Origin of the sequence: Anabaena sp. 54 (assembly GCF_017355725.1) — a bacterium.
Taxonomy (GTDB): domain Bacteria; phylum Cyanobacteriota; class Cyanobacteriia; order Cyanobacteriales; family Nostocaceae; genus Dolichospermum; species Dolichospermum heterosporum.
Genome location: NZ_JAAVWA010000013.1, coordinates 29,394 through 45,172, shown reverse-complemented (window position 1 = coordinate 45,172; position 15,779 = coordinate 29,394). Strand labels below are relative to the sequence as shown.

Here is a 15,779-nt window from a genome sequence, read left to right as displayed (position 1 = left end):
CTTTATTTACGAGCAACAGGGAACAGGGAACAGGGAACGGGGAACAGGGAACAGGAAGAACTTCTCTTTGCAGGGAATTCGACAAAAATCTACCAAATTTAGGAAAACCTCAGTAATACTGATGCACTCAATTGTAAAAAAGTGGCAAAAGTTTGTTGCCGCATTAATAGTAGTTATGGCTTGTATTGGGTGTAGTAGTGTTCCTTCTATTAGCTACAATCCCTGGCAAGTGATTAATGTTCCCACAGATGCGAAGTTGCTAGATATTGGCTTTACTGGTAACTCTCAACATGGTTACTTGGTGGGCGGTAATGCCACTCTCTTAGAAACTAATGATGGTGGTGAGACTTGGCAACCGCTAAAATTAGAGTTGGATGATCCTCGATATCGTTTTAACTCGGTTAGTTTCTCTGGTCAGGAAGGTTGGATTGCTGGAGAACCTTCTCTATTGCTCCATACTACTGATGAGGGTAAGTCTTGGTCACGGATTTCTTTAAGCGAAAAGTTACCGGGTAATCCGATTGCTGTGACGGCAATAGGCGAAAATACAGCAGAAATGGCTACTGATGTGGGGGCTATTTACCAAACTACAGATGGTGGTCAAAACTGGAAAGCCAGTTTGGAGGCGGCTGTTGGTGTGGTTCGGAATTTGGAGCGATCGCCCGATGGTAAGTATATCGCTGTTTCTGCGAAAGGGAGTTTTTACTCCACTTGGGAACCTGGTCAAAATGCTTGGCAACCCCATAACCGCAATAGTTCCCGTCGTTTGGAAAATATGGGTTTTACTAACGATGGACAAATGTGGTTGTTAGCACGGGGTGGTCAGGTCCAGTTTAGTGATCCGACAAAACCTGAAGAGTGGTTAGAGGGAGAATATCCAGAGTTATCCACGAGTTGGGGTTTACTGGATTTAGCTTATCGGACACCTGAGGAAATTTGGGTCGGTGGTGGTAGCGGTAATTTACTCCGCAGCACTGATGGTGGTAAAACTTGGGAAAAAGACCGTGATGTAGAAACAGTTGCAGCTAATCTTTACAAAATTGTATTTTTTAGCCCTGATCAAGGCTTTATCATTGGCGATCGCGGTGTTTTACTCAAATATAACCCCAAACCAGAGGCAACAACAGCCCCAGCGGCTTAATTACACCCAACTATGGATGTATTCGCCAGAAGAAAGTTGTAAGTTGTAACTCTGTCTAAACTTTGTAGGATAATAAACTCAATAATAGTTTTTGATAAGGGAGTGAAATAAATGGCAGGTACCACTGGAGAACGTCCGTTTGCTGACATTGTTACCAGTATTCGTTACTGGGTAATTCACAGCATCACCATTCCCGCATTGTTTGTTGCTGGTTGGTTATTTGTCAGCACTGGTCTGGCTTATGATGTATTTGGTACACCTCGTCCTAATGAGTATTTTACTCAAGTCCGTCAAGAAGTGCCAATTGTAAGTGATCGTTTTGACGCAAAAAAACAAGTAGAAACATTTATTGGAAAGTAATTTGAGATCATGACTAGCGGTAATAACATCAATCAACCAGTTACCTATCCCATTTTTACAGTCAGATGGATCGCTGTGCATACCTTAGCTGTCCCTACTGTATTCTTTTTGGGCGCGATCGCCTCAATGCAGTTTATCCAACGCTAGGAGTTAATCATGGAAAGAACGCCTAATCCCAATCAACAACCGGTTGAATTAAACCGTACCTCTCTCTATCTCGGACTACTATTAGTCTTCGTTCTGGGAATTCTATTTTCCAGTTACTTCTTTAACTAACTGGACTTTTTGATGTCAGTTGCTAGTTAGGTAATAGGTAACAAGTAATAGGTAATAGGTAATAGGTAACAAGTTACAGAAAGAATATTCTCAACTGACAACTGACAACTGACAACCGACAACTGACGACTGACAACTGACGACTGACGACTGACAACTGACGACTGACAACTGACAACTGACAATTTTTGTAAGTGAGGAAAAAACTGTGTCTGGAAGTGGAAGAATTCCTCTGTGGGTCGTCGCTACGATCGCAGGATTAGGTGTAATAACTGTTGTAGGTATTTTCTTTTATGGATCTTACTCAGGAATTGGTTCTTCAATGTAATCCCATAGCAGGGAACAGAGAATAGGGAATAGGGAACAGGTAACAGGTAATAGGCAGTTTGAAAGTCTTTTGTGTTATGACTTTTTTAACCAATCTCTGTCCTCACCTACCTGGTCACTACTATTCTGGAAGAAGATAGCAATTAAAAATACAAAAAACTGGATTTTTGCTTGATTATCATTTCTGAACTTATTCTGCAAAAATCGCTATAAAAACCGCCTAAATCAATGATTTAGGCGGTTTTGTTTGTAAACAAGTAATTGGCGAAAAAATCAAGTAACCAAACGTGAATTCGATAGCGTAGCGTGACGAGGTAGGAGTCATTGAACCTCACCCCAACCCCTCTCCGTGTCGAACTCACGTTAACCAATTACCCATACTCTAATTAAGCAATATCTTCGCTTTCAATGTATGAAAACAAAAATGCGAAAATAACTGCTGGTAAAACCAAGCCAGTTAGGGGAACGAGGATAGAGGGTAAAAAGGAGGAATAAGCCAAAATAGTAGGCAAAAATGAACTTGACATAGAATTAAAGTCCTGTAAAGTCTTACTACAATTCAAATTGAGCTTACTGCAAAACCATCCCTAATTTGCCAAATTATCAAGATTTTTAACACAGCTTTTTACATTCCCAACATTTCATCCAGTTCTATGGTTGGTAAATTAGGGGGAATTACTGTTTTAATAATCGTGAATTTGTCACTTTCTTGCTGAGTAGTCTGATCAAGAGCGATCGCCGATAAGCGAATTTCTAAGCAGCCAAAAGGAACTTTAAGGTAAATTGCCGTTTCTTCTTCTCCCCAAGCATTAGAACGTAAATCTGATAGAATATGTGGTCCATCCAGGAGACTCCGCGTTTGGTAATCTTCCACCCATAACTTAACAGCTACCTCAGATGAAGCTTCGGGTATTTTTACACGCACCATTACAGATGTACCAGCAACAAGTTCACCCTCTGGTAAAGACAATTGGGGAGTTGGTAAAGACTCCATGATCACGCCAGATTTCTCCGGTGTAGCTTTATCCTCCGAGACAAGAGAATAATTATGATCCTCTATCACTTCATCACCCAAGTTATCCCCATCCTCTGTCACCACCAGATTATCTATAACTATTTCTTGAGACAACCATCCCGGCTGGGTTGTGATTGGACTGGTGATAGTGACTATTTCCGGTTCATTAAGTTCTAAAAGAAGATTGTCAGCAATAGAATCTACCTGAGTTGCTATTTCCTCATCAGCATCCTTGTCTAAAGATTCTTCAGAAACAGCTTCAATTAATAAGTATCCTTGACTGTCCACCCATTGTTGTAAGAGAGAGGAATCCTTCTGAGAATCAACCACATTCAATTCCTCATCCTGGGGAATTAAGTAATTTTCCTGAGAATCAACCACATTCAATTCCTCATCTGCGATCGCAAACTCCTGCTGCAAGCAGTTCCCCTCCGCCACAATTCCCGCGATTAATTCCGCATAGGATGTGTCCTCCAGGATAGACTCATCAATGGGTGATTTCAATATTTTTCCTGATGAAGTTCCTACAGTCGGTAAAAGTGGAGACTTCTTCAGAGGTGCTAATTCTTTCTCAGCAACATCTAACTGATCGGTGACTGTTTCCCCTGGAGTCCGCTTAACCTGCAACCGTTTCAAGTAAGGTAAAGTAGTATGGACTGGTTTAATTACCAACTTTTTCAAATCAATTGGATGAATAGCCAGGGTTTTTGCCAGAGAGTTTGGTGGCGAATTAGTAGTAATCTCAGGTGTGGGATTTTGAGGTAAATTTGGTAATTGTGGTGAAAAAACTTTCAAGGATACCAGAGGTTTAATCTGGGGTGGCAAAGGTTGGTTTGGAGAGGGCTTTAAAATGTGAAACTGGGCTAAATTTGGCGTTTTAGCCACATTAAAAAGTTCTAATCGAATCTTGATAGAGGGCTTAGGCTTAATCGGTGAATTTATTTCTGGTAAAGCGTAACTGGAATGGGATGGGAAAGTTTGTCGTGCTAGTAATTCAGTGACATTGGCTGTAATCGTGAAGGTATGATTAGCCAAAAGAATGATCTCACCAACATCAGTTAATGCACCATATAAATTAATATCTGCTAAAAGTAACTTAGATTCACAATTGAGGGGAATATTAATCAAACTGCTAAAACCAAAAGGTAAGACTTGATTTGTTAATGGCTGCTGAATCCGGTTGATAACTTTTGATTCTAAGGGCGATCGCAATGCAATTTCTAGCCGGAGTTGGCAAAGTCCCCCCAGAGAAAATCCTTCATCTTCCAGATTCTCTATTTCATTTACTTCCACATCACCATGAATCGTAAAATTGTCCCCCCAACAAACAATATAAGTATCTTGATCTAAACTCAGATTCAGTAGTAGAGGTGGTGGTAAAATCGGCGCATTTTCAATAGTCTCCTCATCTAGTAAGGGTTCATCTTCAGGTAAAGCTAAATCTAATAAGTTTTGTAAAATCTGCTCAGTTGTTTCCCCCTTAAACCAGACGGGAGTACCGTGATTCATCACAATACTGACTTCAGTATCAGCATCAGTCGCCACAGCCAGATCACCTTCCTCAACCAGTTGAGGAGGCAGTGTAGGGCTAGTTTCTAGGGGTGATACCTGAATAATGAGGGTACGTTGCCAGGACTGACCCAGCATATCTGACATAATATCCCCAGAGCAGCGTAATTCCCAAATCCCTGGTTTAAAGTGGGTAAAAGGAATTACAGCCATCAGTCCTTCACTATTAGTCCGGCGCGATCGCTTCAGAAGTCTCCGTTTCGGCGGAACTTCGTCAGTAGATATATGGGTAACTCGCACATCAACATCCGTATTATTTAGACCAGAACGAGCCAAAACTCGGTAATTACCTGCCCAAATCTCCAAATTTGACGACTCCAACGTGCGCCAAGTATGATCCCCCTGTTTCTGTATCAGAAATTGCCAGTTTTCCATTATAAATAACGCCTAAACCGAAGAGCAGCCAATAAATATTTTGCATTAACCTGCTTGTCAGTTTAACCCAGCTATCTTCTCTTAACCTAAGTTAAGTAGGTTGGCGTTGAAAATTGTCGTCATAGCAAGACAAGAGGCAAGAGGCAAGAGTAAAGAAGTTTTCAGTGATTTTACGTTTCTTTACACAGTTTGGTTTTATTGTGTTCACCTACTTATCAGTTGTTACTTGCCAGTTATTAGCTAACCAGTAACTTAGGAATGTGAATTAAATAAAGTGCAAAAGTAAAAAAGTAGGGTGAGTTAGCGACAGCGTAACGCACCATTCCACATTAAATCAGAATTGCAGGTTATTAAATTTGCGTTGATTAACATCATCAAATCTTATGTTCAAAGCAACTTATAGCGATTTTGATAATAAGCCACTATCTGCTTAAACTTTTCCCGACTTTCCGCATCAGCAGTTGGTGTCCATGAAACCCATAAGCCAGAAACTTGACTTTGGTTGTAATCAAACTCCACAGATGTTTGGGGAATTAGTCCCACTTCCACACCTACCACCTGACGAAGATGCGCCGCCACTTCCCGATATACAGCCAAAGGTAAACCAGCAAATGTTATTTGCTCTTGTAAATTCATAACTATGAAGCCGCCCCCACAAGATTTCCCATCGGCTTCACCATCGAAATAGGATTACCCACAGAAGCTGTAGTAGCTGGTTTAGATACTTTAACTGGTTGTTCCCCTACTTGTTTAGCAACTTCCACACCGTACTGTTCCAAAATCACAGTCGGATTAGCACCTTTGCCCATTTCAATCCGTTTTACCAACACCCCATTCACCAGTCTTTGTCCTGGCTGTACATATCTACTAGTTGGCTCATCCGGTACTTGTACAATTGCTTGAGGTACTTTACCAATTAAAATTACACCAGTCACAATCACACCTTTAGCCGTTTCTGGTTGTGGTGCTGGTGGTAATATCGTCTTCAGTTTAGGAGACGGTACAGATCCAGCCAAAACCGTAGGTAAAACTGGTCTGATCAAGGGTTTTCGGGCGATCTGTAATGGCTTCTTCGGTAACAAAATTGCTGGTTTAGTTGCTATTGTTTTTATTGGTTTCGGCTGAGTTGCTGTAGGTAAAGGGGGTAATTTAGGAACAGCAATTTTCTCCCCAGGGAGCTTAGTTTTTGTCACACCTATTGACTCTACAATTTGCCCAAAAGGATCAGTTCTTCCTTTCTGTACCACCAACAAACGCTCCGTACCATTTGTTGGTTGAATCAAACTGTCAACTGAACCAGGACTCACGGGTAGTTTACTAGATACAAGAGGATTATTAAAAGGTTGAGTCAAAGATGGTGGCTGTGCCGGCTTCGGAGTAGTTACTTGAAGACCAGGATTTGATTGAGGACCGGCAGGATTAGTAGCTGTTGGTGGTTCACCTATAGTACATCCAGTAAGTACCAAGGTTGTTAAAATAGCTGCGGCAGCAATATGGGAATTTTTACTCATTAGCTGTTCTTAAAAATTATAGGAAAGTTTGTTTATAGAGACATCCGGTAAGCGTAAAACTCAGTCCTTCGACAAGCTCAGGAACCATGTCTTTAGACCTGAGATATAAGCGACTCGTGGGGTTTTAACCGCATAGAGTTTTTTTGTAAAGATTGGTTAAAGTACGTAAAGGTTCATCGCCTTTGTACTTAATGGTGTTATGCTGTTCACAACAGGAACGGTAATCAACCTGTCTAAAAACCTAGCTGCCTAACGGCAATCTGTACCTTGACAGGAATAAAATGTTGCTGATCAGCCCTTGTTTTAGACCACAGTCTTAATTCTGTCCTCTTTATAACCTAAATTTTGATATTTCGTAATCCTATTCCATAACTAATCTTCTGTCGCACCAACCATAATTTTTTTCAACAAGTCTAAGCCTTTTTTAACTTGGCGAGAAACTGTCACAACACTAATGTCTAAGTGTGCTGCTACTTGTTTTTGGGTTAAATCGTACAAGAACACACACTCAACAACCTCACGAGTCCGTTTTTCTAACTTAATCAGAGCTTGTTGTAAACGAATTTGGTCTTCTTGAGCTAGTTGAAAACTGCGATATTTGGTATCTGGAACTAACTCACCCAAAGAAGTAGAACCTTCTTCCTCATCTTGTATAGGTACATCCAAACTTAAAGGGGCGCGATTAATCCATGCTAATTTAATTTCTTGCCATTCACTCAGAGAAATTTGCAATGCCACAGCTAATTCCCTATCAGTAGGTTGGCGATTATATTGTTCACGGAGAGAACGAGAAAGCCCAACAGCTTGTTGTTGTAGTGCTAACCACCGTCTGGGTATTCTTACAGTTACACCTTTATCTCGCAGATAGTGTTGAATTTCACCCCGAATGTAGGGCATCGCATAGGAACTAAAAGCATTGCCCTTAGTAAGTTCAAATTTCTCAATTGCTTTAATTAAGCCTATACAGCCTACTTGAATAAGATCCTCATAGCTCCCATCGCACTGATTAATCCAATAATGCGCTTCCTTTCTGACTAATCCCAAATTGAGTTGTACTAGCTGATTGCGGACTCTTTCAGAACGGGATTGTTGATACTCCCGCAACAACTGTGAAATTTCATGTTTGAGTTCATTATTATTTGTTTCGTTTGTAGTTGTATTAGTCATAACACTTTGATTTTTAAACAAGTAAATTGGGTATATAGTTGCTTTTAAACTAGCTGCGATCGCAGTTTTTTTTCTTTCTTTTGAAACGTTGCCCGTATTCGGCTTTCTCGGAGAAACTGCCGTAAAAATAAGAACTATACTCCATCCATCTTGAAAACTTGGGTTTTCGCCATAGAAAAACTATAGGTTTCAACTTAGACGGGGTTTATATTCGGCTAAATGTAGAGATACAGAATTGAAGCCACCTTATGTTACGTATCAGGGTATGTACTGAAATGAGATCCAGAACATCAAGTAAAGGCTATACAGCAAGAGACTTTTAACTCTTGACTCCCACTTATATGTCAAGTGCAAGTTTTACCTCTACGAAATTGCCGTAAATGCGTTAAAAATTACGATCAGTAATGGACACATCGTCACAATGTTTTTTACTCAACTACCCTAAGTATGTTTCGTAATTTATTAAATAATTATCATAGATTTAAAATATACAATTAGTCATTTAATATTAAACCGGGATTGTACTTAATTTAACTAATTAATTATAAGATTTGGTTATAGATCTTGAGAATTAAAGATAGTTGATGATGATCAAGCTTGATGCTGAGATTATTTTTGTTTATCTGCTAAGTAGGTGAACACAATAAAACCAAACTGTGTAAAGAAACGTAAAATCGCCCAAAACCTCTTTACTCTTGCCTTTTGCCTCTTGCCTCTTGCCCTGCCATAACGACAATTTTCAAGGCCAACCTACTTACCTTCTTTTGATTAAATAAATAATATTACGTAATCAATACCTTGTCCAAATTAGAAAAAGCCTTGATTTGTAGGTTGTGTTGTGGAACGTGAACGTATCCCTGCGGGACACTGCGTGAACGCGGAGCAATTAGCATGAAACCCAACAAATGCGTTGGGTTGCGCTGTCACTTAACCCAACAAAGCAGAAAATGGACAAGGTATTGGTAATTAAATAGTTAAGTTTATCTCAAACCTGAAAACATAAAAATAAAATAAAATTTTAGGTCAGTGAATTTACATAAATAGTCAAAAGCCATAGTTTTCCCAGAAAAAAACCAAGATGTACATTAATAGCTGAGTACATCTTGGCTGGGGTAATTATCACAAATCAATTCTTGTGACTTCTGAATTCATTTTCAACATCATGGAGGTATATTAAGTTACTAAATTGCTAAAATATTTATACAGTATACGCTCCTATGATGTTGTATCAATATTTAGGAAAGGGGTTCAATACGTGCGTAGAACAAACCACGAATCTTCACTTCTTTAGGTTCACCTGCACCTAAATCTGTATCAGAAGGTTGTTCACTTTCAAAAGTTCCAGCTATTTCACCAGAAGTATTGTCTACTTTGGCTACTTGTAAGGAAATTTTACCTGGGAGAATTTCTGCACGTTTAACATTAGTACGGGTCAATTCTTCATTATCAGATCCGGCTGGTAAAGCTACAGCGTTATCATAGCCACTGACCACACCACGACCTTTAGGGTCTAAGAAAGCAGCGCCACGATAGGAAGGTACTTTAAAAGTTCCTTCAAAGTCAGTGGACGTATTGATGCTAGTTAAATTAGGTTGTGTTTGTGCAACTAAGTTTTTGATGGTAAATAAGAAGGGTACTAGTTCACCACCAGGAAGTTTAACGGTGATAGCTTGGAAGTCCAGACCATCTTCTTCCTTAAAGGTTAAGCTCTTGTCTGCATTACTGGTTAGCTGACCTTGTACTTGGTCAATGGTAGAAGTATATCTAGTCATAATTTTACCAGGTACAAATTCTGCTTTTTGACGTTTGTTGGCAGGTTCTTCCTTAACAAAGAAACTGGTTGGTTCTAAACAAAGTTCTTTGATGCTATATTTCACGCTGGGATCAATAGCAATTGAACCACGACTAGTTTCTGCTAGTTGGGGGCATTTGTTAGCCAAGCCAGTGCCACGAATTTGTTCGTAAGTGAGTACATCACGGACGCTAGTGGAAGGTTCATCACTGCAAGCGGTGATTAGCCCTAAGCATAGAGCCAAGAAAGCAACAATTAAAGCGCGATACCTCATGGTTAACCTCAATCTCAAAAAGTTAATATTTAAGTTGTCAAACTGCTTTAGTAAACGTACTTGGACGCATTGCGTTCCTGAGTCGGGAATTTAAACCATAGACTAAGCAGCGAACCACATCCATTTTGGATGATGTATGTGTTTTCAGGACATACAACAAGAGTGTTTGGATAGGGAAATTAGCCAGATCATACGATTTTTTTTAACTCAAAATCAAAGCGCTCTAGTGGTTAAATTTGGCTGTTGTACAGCACAAATCATGAAAAAGCCTTCTCTACCTTAGCATCAAGGATTCTCCTTACCTGAGAATAGTTAGAAAGTTATATATTTAGGAGTTCGGGGTGCAGTCCCTGCGCTCTTTTAGTAGTCGGGAGTGCTGGATGGCTGTTGACCTAATTTTTGTCTCTCATTTCAGTGCATAAGAGACTTCCAAGAAATAAATTATCCCAAGAAACGAACCACAGAGGCACAGAGTACACAGAGAGAGAATTTTTGCATCAGTTTTGGGACATTTTTTTATTTGGAAGTCTCTAAGTAGGTGAACGGCAAAAAACCGTAGACGCGGAGCGGCTTCTCACAAGAGTAATATGTAACGAAAAGTAAAGTTGCCCAAAATTTGTTCTCTTGTCCGTGAGTTCGACCAATAATTTTTAACGCCAACTTACTCACCGCTATATACAGCAAATAGCAGATTAATGAGGTAAGGCCAGACACCAAGACAGTTTTACTCCTGACTCTGAAACTCCAGCAATTCTGCTGTATGACTTTTTTGTTGATCAATTTAGGGACTTTTCCAGTATCGTATTAGTTTTATGGAGTAAACCGTTCCATGAACCATGATCAAAATTGTGCATCTGGGGATTTGTCCTACCAGCTACAGGCGATTTCCGGTGCGGTTAAAGATGTAGCTCAGAACTGTGAAGGAGATGTGATTGCATTATTATCTTTGTTACGTCATTTAGAAAAGTTGCACAAAGAAATTCGGGATGGAGTATTTCAGGAAAATTTGCCGACTAATCGCCAAAGATTATACTCGCTGCTTCGAGATATTGAGTCTGAGGGTGGTTGGCCTTATATTGCGCGAATGCGAATAAAAGCTTTGTTAGTAAATTTGTCGGAGGAAGTTAGTGATGAGGATGATCTTCCCAAATATACTCATGATGTTTTCAAAGTTGATGACTCGTTAGAATAGTTCAATTTATCTTGTAGATTGGATTGATATTCATAAGAGGGTTGCATGGCTGGGATATTATCAGTTTCTCGGACAAATTTAGCTCAACGCCGCCAAAAATTACGTCGGCAGCGACAACTCAAAATTCTTCAGGCTATTTGGCGGACGCTGGCTGTAACTGGATTTGCTGCGGTTTTATTCTGGGGGGCAATCCAACCGATGTGGGTGTTAAAGGATTCGGGGCAAATAGTGATTAAATCTGGTGGTCAAGTTTTGACGCAAAAGGACATTTATTCATTGTTGGGGTTGTCGTCTCCTCAGTCTTTGTGGCGAGTTCAACCTGCCCTAATTGCTGATTCTTTAAGAAAACAACCGAACATTGCCCAAGCTACGGTTAGCCGCCGTTTATTACCTCCTGGTTTAATTATTGAAATCCAGGAACGAATACCAGTGGCGATAGCTCAAATAACTGAAGATCAAACGGTAACTAGTTGTGTGCTAAATCCGGCTTTCACGGGTAAGTCTGCTGAGGTTAAGTCTTGTTTACAAAATAGCAGTACGGCTAACAAACAAAATGAACTGGGTTTGTTGGATGCTAGTGGCGTATGGATGCCTTTATCAGGCTATATCTCCATTAGCCCCAACTCCAAATTACCTCGACTCATAGTAATTGGGGCGATCGCCCAATACCAGCCATTCTGGAGGCAACTTTATGAAGCTATCAGTAGCAGTTCTCTCCAAGTGACAGAAATTAATTTTCAAGATCCTACGAATTTAATTTTGAAAACTCAATTAGGAAATGTCCATTTAGGTAGCCCTAGCAGTAGATTAACTGAACAAATTCAAGCACTTGTCCAAATGCGCCGTTTACCAAATGAAGTTAATCCTAGTAATATAGATTACATTGATCTCAAAAATCCTGCTATTCCATTAGTACAAATGAATCAAAAAAAATCAGGCTTAGTTATCAAGAAATCAGACTTACTGAACAAAACACCAATCCGTTGACAATTTCATATTTTTGTAAATTAGGTATATATTACACATATAGATATGGAATTCTTTAGCCATTAGTTACAAAATCATGCCAGAGGTTGTAAAGTTAGTAACTAAAAAACATTCATCAAAAAACGTGGGGAGGTTATTAAAAATTATTACTAGTACACTGTCGGTTAAGGGACTTCCAATTAAAAAAATACCCAAAAATTTCTTGTGGTGCGGGACGAAAAGCCTGCTAATCATCAAGGACAGGCAGGACTTGTGCTGAGCTTGTCGATAGCGTAGCGTGGCGTTAGCCATAGTATGCCCATCCCACAAAATTGGGTAATTTATTTTTTGGTGTTCCCTAAGTGAATGAACCATTCTCAATTGCCAAAAAGCTTGCTCAATATTACTTTTGACTTTTGACGAACGCCCGGCGGTACTAGCATTAAGCTTTGTCAAACAGTTAATAACCAGTTAAGTGACTGCTGTCAAGCAGTTCCAACAGCTTGAAATCCATAGATAGGGTTGTTTTGTTATAGTGGGGGCTACGGAGAAGTTTAGCTAACGCTATTGTTGAATTAATCTGTTGCTGATAAAAAGGATGAGATCAATGAATGTCTATACTTTTTGGAACTATACTTTTTAAGAATAGGGGGGAGTCAGCAAAATCAGGGGTTGATATGGAAGGAGTCACATAAGTTAGGAATCACTGAGTAAAATCCTGTAATCAACAGAGTTTCATAATCAATTGATGTCTTAACTATCTTGGCAGTTGCCAGATCATAAACTGTAAAGCTAATCAACAATCCATAAGTAAAAGGGTTAGCCGGCAATAGTCTGAATATCTGACCCTACAACTGAGGTTTTATACCTCTTTCATGGACAAATTATCACATCTTAACCTGCCATCATATAGGCTGGGAAATAGCAAAAAAAATAAAATCCACTGCCAAGACAAATTTTGGCAACTGGTTGACTCGTAGGTGAATTACACCGAAAAAAGTCGTTTATATACCTTTCACAAATCCAATGACACTTGATAATAACCAAGGGCTGACTAATAACTCTCAAACTCCAGGACAACTAGGGTTCTCCCAGGCTGTGAACTCAAATAACCCCTTTAGTAACTCTGGGCTAAATTTTGCCCAAGGTAAGGATAGCAAGAGAATTTCTCCTGAAAATAGCGGTATTGGTGAAATTGTGCCAGGCCGTGTTGCTAATATTAAGGTGATAGGTGTAGGTGGTGGTGGTGGTAATGCTGTCAACCGCATGATTGAGTCTGATGTGTCCGGTGTTGAGTTTTGGTCAATTAACACTGATGCTCAAGCTTTGACTTTAGCGGGCGCTCCTAGTCGCTTGCAAATTGGACAAAAATTAACTAGAGGACTAGGTGCGGGTGGAAATCCGGCGATTGGTCAAAAGGCGGCGGAAGAATCTCGTGATGAAATTGCTACTGCTTTAGAAGGCGCGGATTTAGTATTCATTACTGCTGGTATGGGTGGTGGCACAGGTACAGGTGCAGCCCCAATTGTGGCAGAAATAGCCAAGGAAATGGGCGCTCTTACTGTTGGTGTGGTGACTCGTCCATTTATCTTTGAGGGACGCAGACGCACTAGCCAAGCAGAACAAGGGATTGAAGGCTTGAAAAGTCGGGTAGATACCTTAATTATTATTCCCAATAATAAGTTATTGGAAGTCATTCCTGAACAAACTCCCGTGCAAGAAGCTTTTCGCTATGCTGATGATGTATTGCGTCAAGGTGTGCAAGGAATTTCTGATATTATTACCATTCCTGGATTGGTCAACGTTGACTTTGCTGATGTGCGGGCTGTGATGGCTGATGCGGGATCGGCTTTGATGGGAATTGGTGTGAGTTCGGGCAAGTCTAGAGCTAGAGAAGCTGCGATCGCCGCAATTTCTTCACCTTTGCTAGAATGTTCTATTGAAGGAGCTAGGGGGGTTGTCTTTAATATCACTGGTGGTAGTGATCTGACCCTTCATGAAGTTAATGCTGCGGCAGAAACAATCTATGAAGTCGTTGATCCTAATGCCAATATTATTTTTGGAGCGGTAATTGATGACAGACTGCAAGGAGAAGTCAGAATTACTGTAATTGCAACTGGATTTACAGGTGACATCCAACCTCCATCAGCACAAACCGTAGTTACCCCTAGAGTTGTCACACCCACTCCCACAACTACCAGAAGACCCTCACCACTACAACAACCTGTCAATAACCCCAGTCCAGTTGTAGAACAACCAAAAGAAAAACCTTCCTTGGATATCCCCGATTTTCTGCAAAGACGACGAACACCACCAAAAAATTAAATGATAGTGGATATGAGATTTTAGATTAAATTTACAGTCTCAGTTGAGGCTGGTGTATACAAGTTGTTAGTTATCAGGAGTTCAGGAGTTCAGGAGTATGGCTAACGCCACGCTGCGCTATCAGGAGGTAGGGGCGCAGGGCCTGCGCCCATTCAGGAGTTCAGGAGTATGGCTAACGCCACGCTGCGCTATCAGGAGTTCAGGAGTATGGCTAACGCCACGCTGCGCTGTCAGGAGTTCAGGAGTTCAGGAGAAAGAAAAAAGAAAAAAGAAAAAAGAAGAAAGAAGAAAGAAGGAAGAAGGAAGAAATTTCTCCTCTACTCCCCCTACTCCCCCTACTCCCCCTACTCCCCCTACTCCCCCTACTCCCCCTACTCCCCCTACTCCCCCTACTCCCCCTACTCCCCCTACTCCCCCTACTCCCCCTACTCCCCCACTCCCCTACTCCCCTGCCTATTTATTGGCTTCTACCCATTGAATGACCTGATGGGCAAGGTGAGTACCATCAAGACGGTCAATTTCCCGGATGCCTGTGGGACTTGTGACATTGACTTCCGTTAGGTAGCCACCAATTACGTCAATACCCACGAAAATTAAGCCATCTTGCCGGAGTTTTGCGGCTAAATGGCTGCAAATTTCCTGTTCTCTTGGGGTAATGGTGGTTTGAGCAACTGTGCCACCTGTTGCCATGTTATTCCGAAAATCACTACCACTAGAAAGCCGATTTAGCGCACCTATGGGTTCACCATTGAGTAAGATAATCCGTTTATCTCCCTCCTTTGCTTGGGGTAAATAATTTTGTACCATAACGGGAACTTGACCTTGGAGCGTGCTAAGTTCAACAATGGAATTAAAATTGCGATCGCCTGATTGTAAAAATAAAATTCCCTCTCCAGCTTTATTTCCCAGGGGTTTGAGAATTGTTGCTTCTTTGGCTTCCACAAACTGGCGAATTACCTGTTTGTTAGCGCTGACAATCGTTTCGGGAATACATTCCCTAAACTGGAGAGCATACATTTTCTCATTAGCATCACGAATCCCCGCCGGATCATTTATCACTAAAGTTTTATTTTGGTCAATATAATCCAGAATATAAGTAGCATAAAGATAAGCATCATTGACAGGTGGATCTGTCCGCATAAACACGGCATCCATCGTTTCTAAAGGAGTAAAGACACTAGGGTTTAATTTAAACCAAGGATTAACAGCTAACCAACGCCCCTCTAGTAACTCCACAGGAACAAGTTCTACCTGCTGCAAGACAGCCCAAGCTTTACCATCAATAACACTCAGCAAATTTGCCTGAGTTACCCAAATTTCGTGTCCTAGAATTTGCCCTGCTTCCATCAAAGCAACACTGGTATCATGACATGGATCAAGCCGATGGATGGGATCAATAATAAAAGCTAGTTTCACTCTTTATACCTCTTTTATCTAGGAGTTTTAATATTAAATATCCCCGACTTCTCCAATTAATTCATTCATCTCA

Annotated in this window: 15 protein-coding genes; 8 read left to right on the top strand and 7 right to left on the bottom strand. The window is 40.6% G+C overall.

Annotation, left to right across the window (positions count from 1 at the left end; genetic code table 11):
• Window positions 1-121: 121 nt before the first annotated feature.
• From HEQ36_RS13805 to HEQ36_RS13785, 5 genes are all read left to right on the top strand, one after another.
• Window positions 122-1,141, top strand: a complete 1,020-nt coding sequence (locus tag HEQ36_RS13805) for a photosynthesis system II assembly factor Ycf48 (RefSeq protein ID WP_168636220.1) — start codon at window positions 122-124, stop codon at window positions 1,139-1,141.
• Window positions 1,142-1,252: 111 nt separating this feature from the next.
• Entirely contained in the window at window positions 1,253-1,501 is a 249-nt protein-coding gene (psbE, locus tag HEQ36_RS13800) for a cytochrome b559 subunit alpha (protein WP_027404718.1), read from the top strand.
• A 9-nt stretch (window positions 1,502-1,510) separates the two neighbouring features.
• Window positions 1,511-1,648: a cytochrome b559 subunit beta gene (gene psbF, locus HEQ36_RS13795; protein WP_010997987.1), complete on the top strand. Its 138-nt coding sequence runs from the start codon at window positions 1,511-1,513 to the stop codon at window positions 1,646-1,648.
• Window positions 1,649-1,657: 9 nt separating this feature from the next.
• Window positions 1,658-1,777 carry a photosystem II reaction center protein L gene (locus HEQ36_RS13790; protein ID WP_015081482.1) on the top strand — a complete coding sequence of 40 codons (120 nt, stop codon included), beginning with the start codon at window positions 1,658-1,660 and terminating at the stop codon, window positions 1,775-1,777.
• A gap of 208 nt (window positions 1,778-1,985) precedes the next feature.
• A complete protein-coding gene (locus HEQ36_RS13785; protein WP_015081481.1) occupies window positions 1,986-2,105 on the top strand; it encodes a photosystem II reaction center protein J in 120 nt (39 codons plus the stop codon).
• A gap of 385 nt (window positions 2,106-2,490) precedes the next feature.
• On the opposite strand, the gene psaI is transcribed toward HEQ36_RS13785, so the two are convergent.
• From psaI to HEQ36_RS13755, 6 genes are all read right to left on the bottom strand, one after another.
• On the bottom strand, window positions 2,491-2,631 hold the full coding sequence (psaI, locus tag HEQ36_RS13780; protein WP_071992853.1) for a photosystem I reaction center subunit VIII: 141 nt from the start codon (window positions 2,629-2,631) through the stop codon (window positions 2,491-2,493).
• Between the two features lie 98 nt (window positions 2,632-2,729).
• Window positions 2,730-5,063 carry a hypothetical protein gene (locus tag HEQ36_RS13775; protein ID WP_168636219.1) on the bottom strand — a complete coding sequence of 778 codons (2,334 nt, stop codon included), beginning with the start codon at window positions 5,061-5,063 and terminating at the stop codon, window positions 2,730-2,732.
• Window positions 5,064-5,450: 387 nt separating this feature from the next.
• Window positions 5,451-5,699 carry a hypothetical protein gene (locus HEQ36_RS13770; protein WP_053540621.1) on the bottom strand — a complete coding sequence of 83 codons (249 nt, stop codon included), beginning with the start codon at window positions 5,697-5,699 and terminating at the stop codon, window positions 5,451-5,453.
• 2 nt (window positions 5,700-5,701) lie between these two features.
• Entirely contained in the window at window positions 5,702-6,574 is an 873-nt protein-coding gene (locus HEQ36_RS13765) for a hypothetical protein (protein WP_053540620.1), read from the bottom strand.
• Window positions 6,575-6,946: 372 nt separating this feature from the next.
• Window positions 6,947-7,741, bottom strand: a complete 795-nt coding sequence (locus HEQ36_RS13760) for an RNA polymerase sigma factor SigF (protein WP_039205070.1) — start codon at window positions 7,739-7,741, stop codon at window positions 6,947-6,949.
• Between the two features lie 1,235 nt (window positions 7,742-8,976).
• Window positions 8,977-9,807, bottom strand: a complete 831-nt coding sequence (locus HEQ36_RS13755; RefSeq protein ID WP_039205072.1) for a photosystem II manganese-stabilizing polypeptide — start codon at window positions 9,805-9,807, stop codon at window positions 8,977-8,979.
• A gap of 829 nt (window positions 9,808-10,636) precedes the next feature.
• Here HEQ36_RS13755 and HEQ36_RS13750 point away from each other — a divergent pair.
• From HEQ36_RS13750 to ftsZ, 3 genes are all read left to right on the top strand, one after another.
• On the top strand, window positions 10,637-10,999 hold the full coding sequence (locus HEQ36_RS13750; protein WP_053540619.1) for a hypothetical protein: 363 nt from the start codon (window positions 10,637-10,639) through the stop codon (window positions 10,997-10,999).
• Between the two features lie 45 nt (window positions 11,000-11,044).
• Window positions 11,045-11,986 carry an FtsQ-type POTRA domain-containing protein gene (locus HEQ36_RS13745; protein ID WP_168636218.1) on the top strand — a complete coding sequence of 314 codons (942 nt, stop codon included), beginning with the start codon at window positions 11,045-11,047 and terminating at the stop codon, window positions 11,984-11,986.
• 1,005 nt (window positions 11,987-12,991) lie between these two features.
• On the top strand, window positions 12,992-14,290 hold the full coding sequence (gene ftsZ, locus HEQ36_RS13740; protein WP_039204701.1) for a cell division protein FtsZ: 1,299 nt from the start codon (window positions 12,992-12,994) through the stop codon (window positions 14,288-14,290).
• A 453-nt stretch (window positions 14,291-14,743) separates the two neighbouring features.
• On the opposite strand, the gene gshB is transcribed toward ftsZ, so the two are convergent.
• A complete protein-coding gene (gshB, locus tag HEQ36_RS13735; protein ID WP_168636009.1) occupies window positions 14,744-15,706 on the bottom strand; it encodes a glutathione synthase in 963 nt (320 codons plus the stop codon).
• Window positions 15,707-15,779 lie beyond the last annotated feature (73 nt).

What these genes read in the sequence shown, in the direction of transcription:
- HEQ36_RS13765 (WP_053540620.1), bottom strand. Translation starts at nt 6,574, where the DNA reads ATGAGTAAAAATTCCCATATTGCTGCCGCAGCTATTTTAACAACCTTG.
- HEQ36_RS13770 (WP_053540621.1), bottom strand. Translation starts at nt 5,699, where the DNA reads ATGAATTTACAAGAGCAAATAACATTTGCTGGTTTACCTTTGGCTGTA.
- HEQ36_RS13775 (WP_168636219.1), bottom strand. Translation starts at nt 5,063, where the DNA reads ATGGAAAACTGGCAATTTCTGATACAGAAACAGGGGGATCATACTTGG.
- ftsZ (WP_039204701.1), top strand. Translation starts at nt 12,992, where the DNA reads ATGACACTTGATAATAACCAAGGGCTGACTAATAACTCTCAAACTCCA.
- HEQ36_RS13805 (WP_168636220.1), top strand. Translation starts at nt 122, where the DNA reads ATGCACTCAATTGTAAAAAAGTGGCAAAAGTTTGTTGCCGCATTAATA.
- HEQ36_RS13745 (WP_168636218.1), top strand. Translation starts at nt 11,045, where the DNA reads ATGGCTGGGATATTATCAGTTTCTCGGACAAATTTAGCTCAACGCCGC.
- HEQ36_RS13755 (WP_039205072.1), bottom strand. Translation starts at nt 9,807, where the DNA reads ATGAGGTATCGCGCTTTAATTGTTGCTTTCTTGGCTCTATGCTTAGGG.
- HEQ36_RS13750 (WP_053540619.1), top strand. Translation starts at nt 10,637, where the DNA reads ATGAACCATGATCAAAATTGTGCATCTGGGGATTTGTCCTACCAGCTA.
- HEQ36_RS13760 (WP_039205070.1), bottom strand. Translation starts at nt 7,741, where the DNA reads ATGACTAATACAACTACAAACGAAACAAATAATAATGAACTCAAACAT.
- HEQ36_RS13790 (WP_015081482.1), top strand. Translation starts at nt 1,658, where the DNA reads ATGGAAAGAACGCCTAATCCCAATCAACAACCGGTTGAATTAAACCGT.
- psbE (WP_027404718.1), top strand. Translation starts at nt 1,253, where the DNA reads ATGGCAGGTACCACTGGAGAACGTCCGTTTGCTGACATTGTTACCAGT.
- psaI (WP_071992853.1), bottom strand. Translation starts at nt 2,631, where the DNA reads ATGTCAAGTTCATTTTTGCCTACTATTTTGGCTTATTCCTCCTTTTTA.
- psbF (WP_010997987.1), top strand. Translation starts at nt 1,511, where the DNA reads ATGACTAGCGGTAATAACATCAATCAACCAGTTACCTATCCCATTTTT.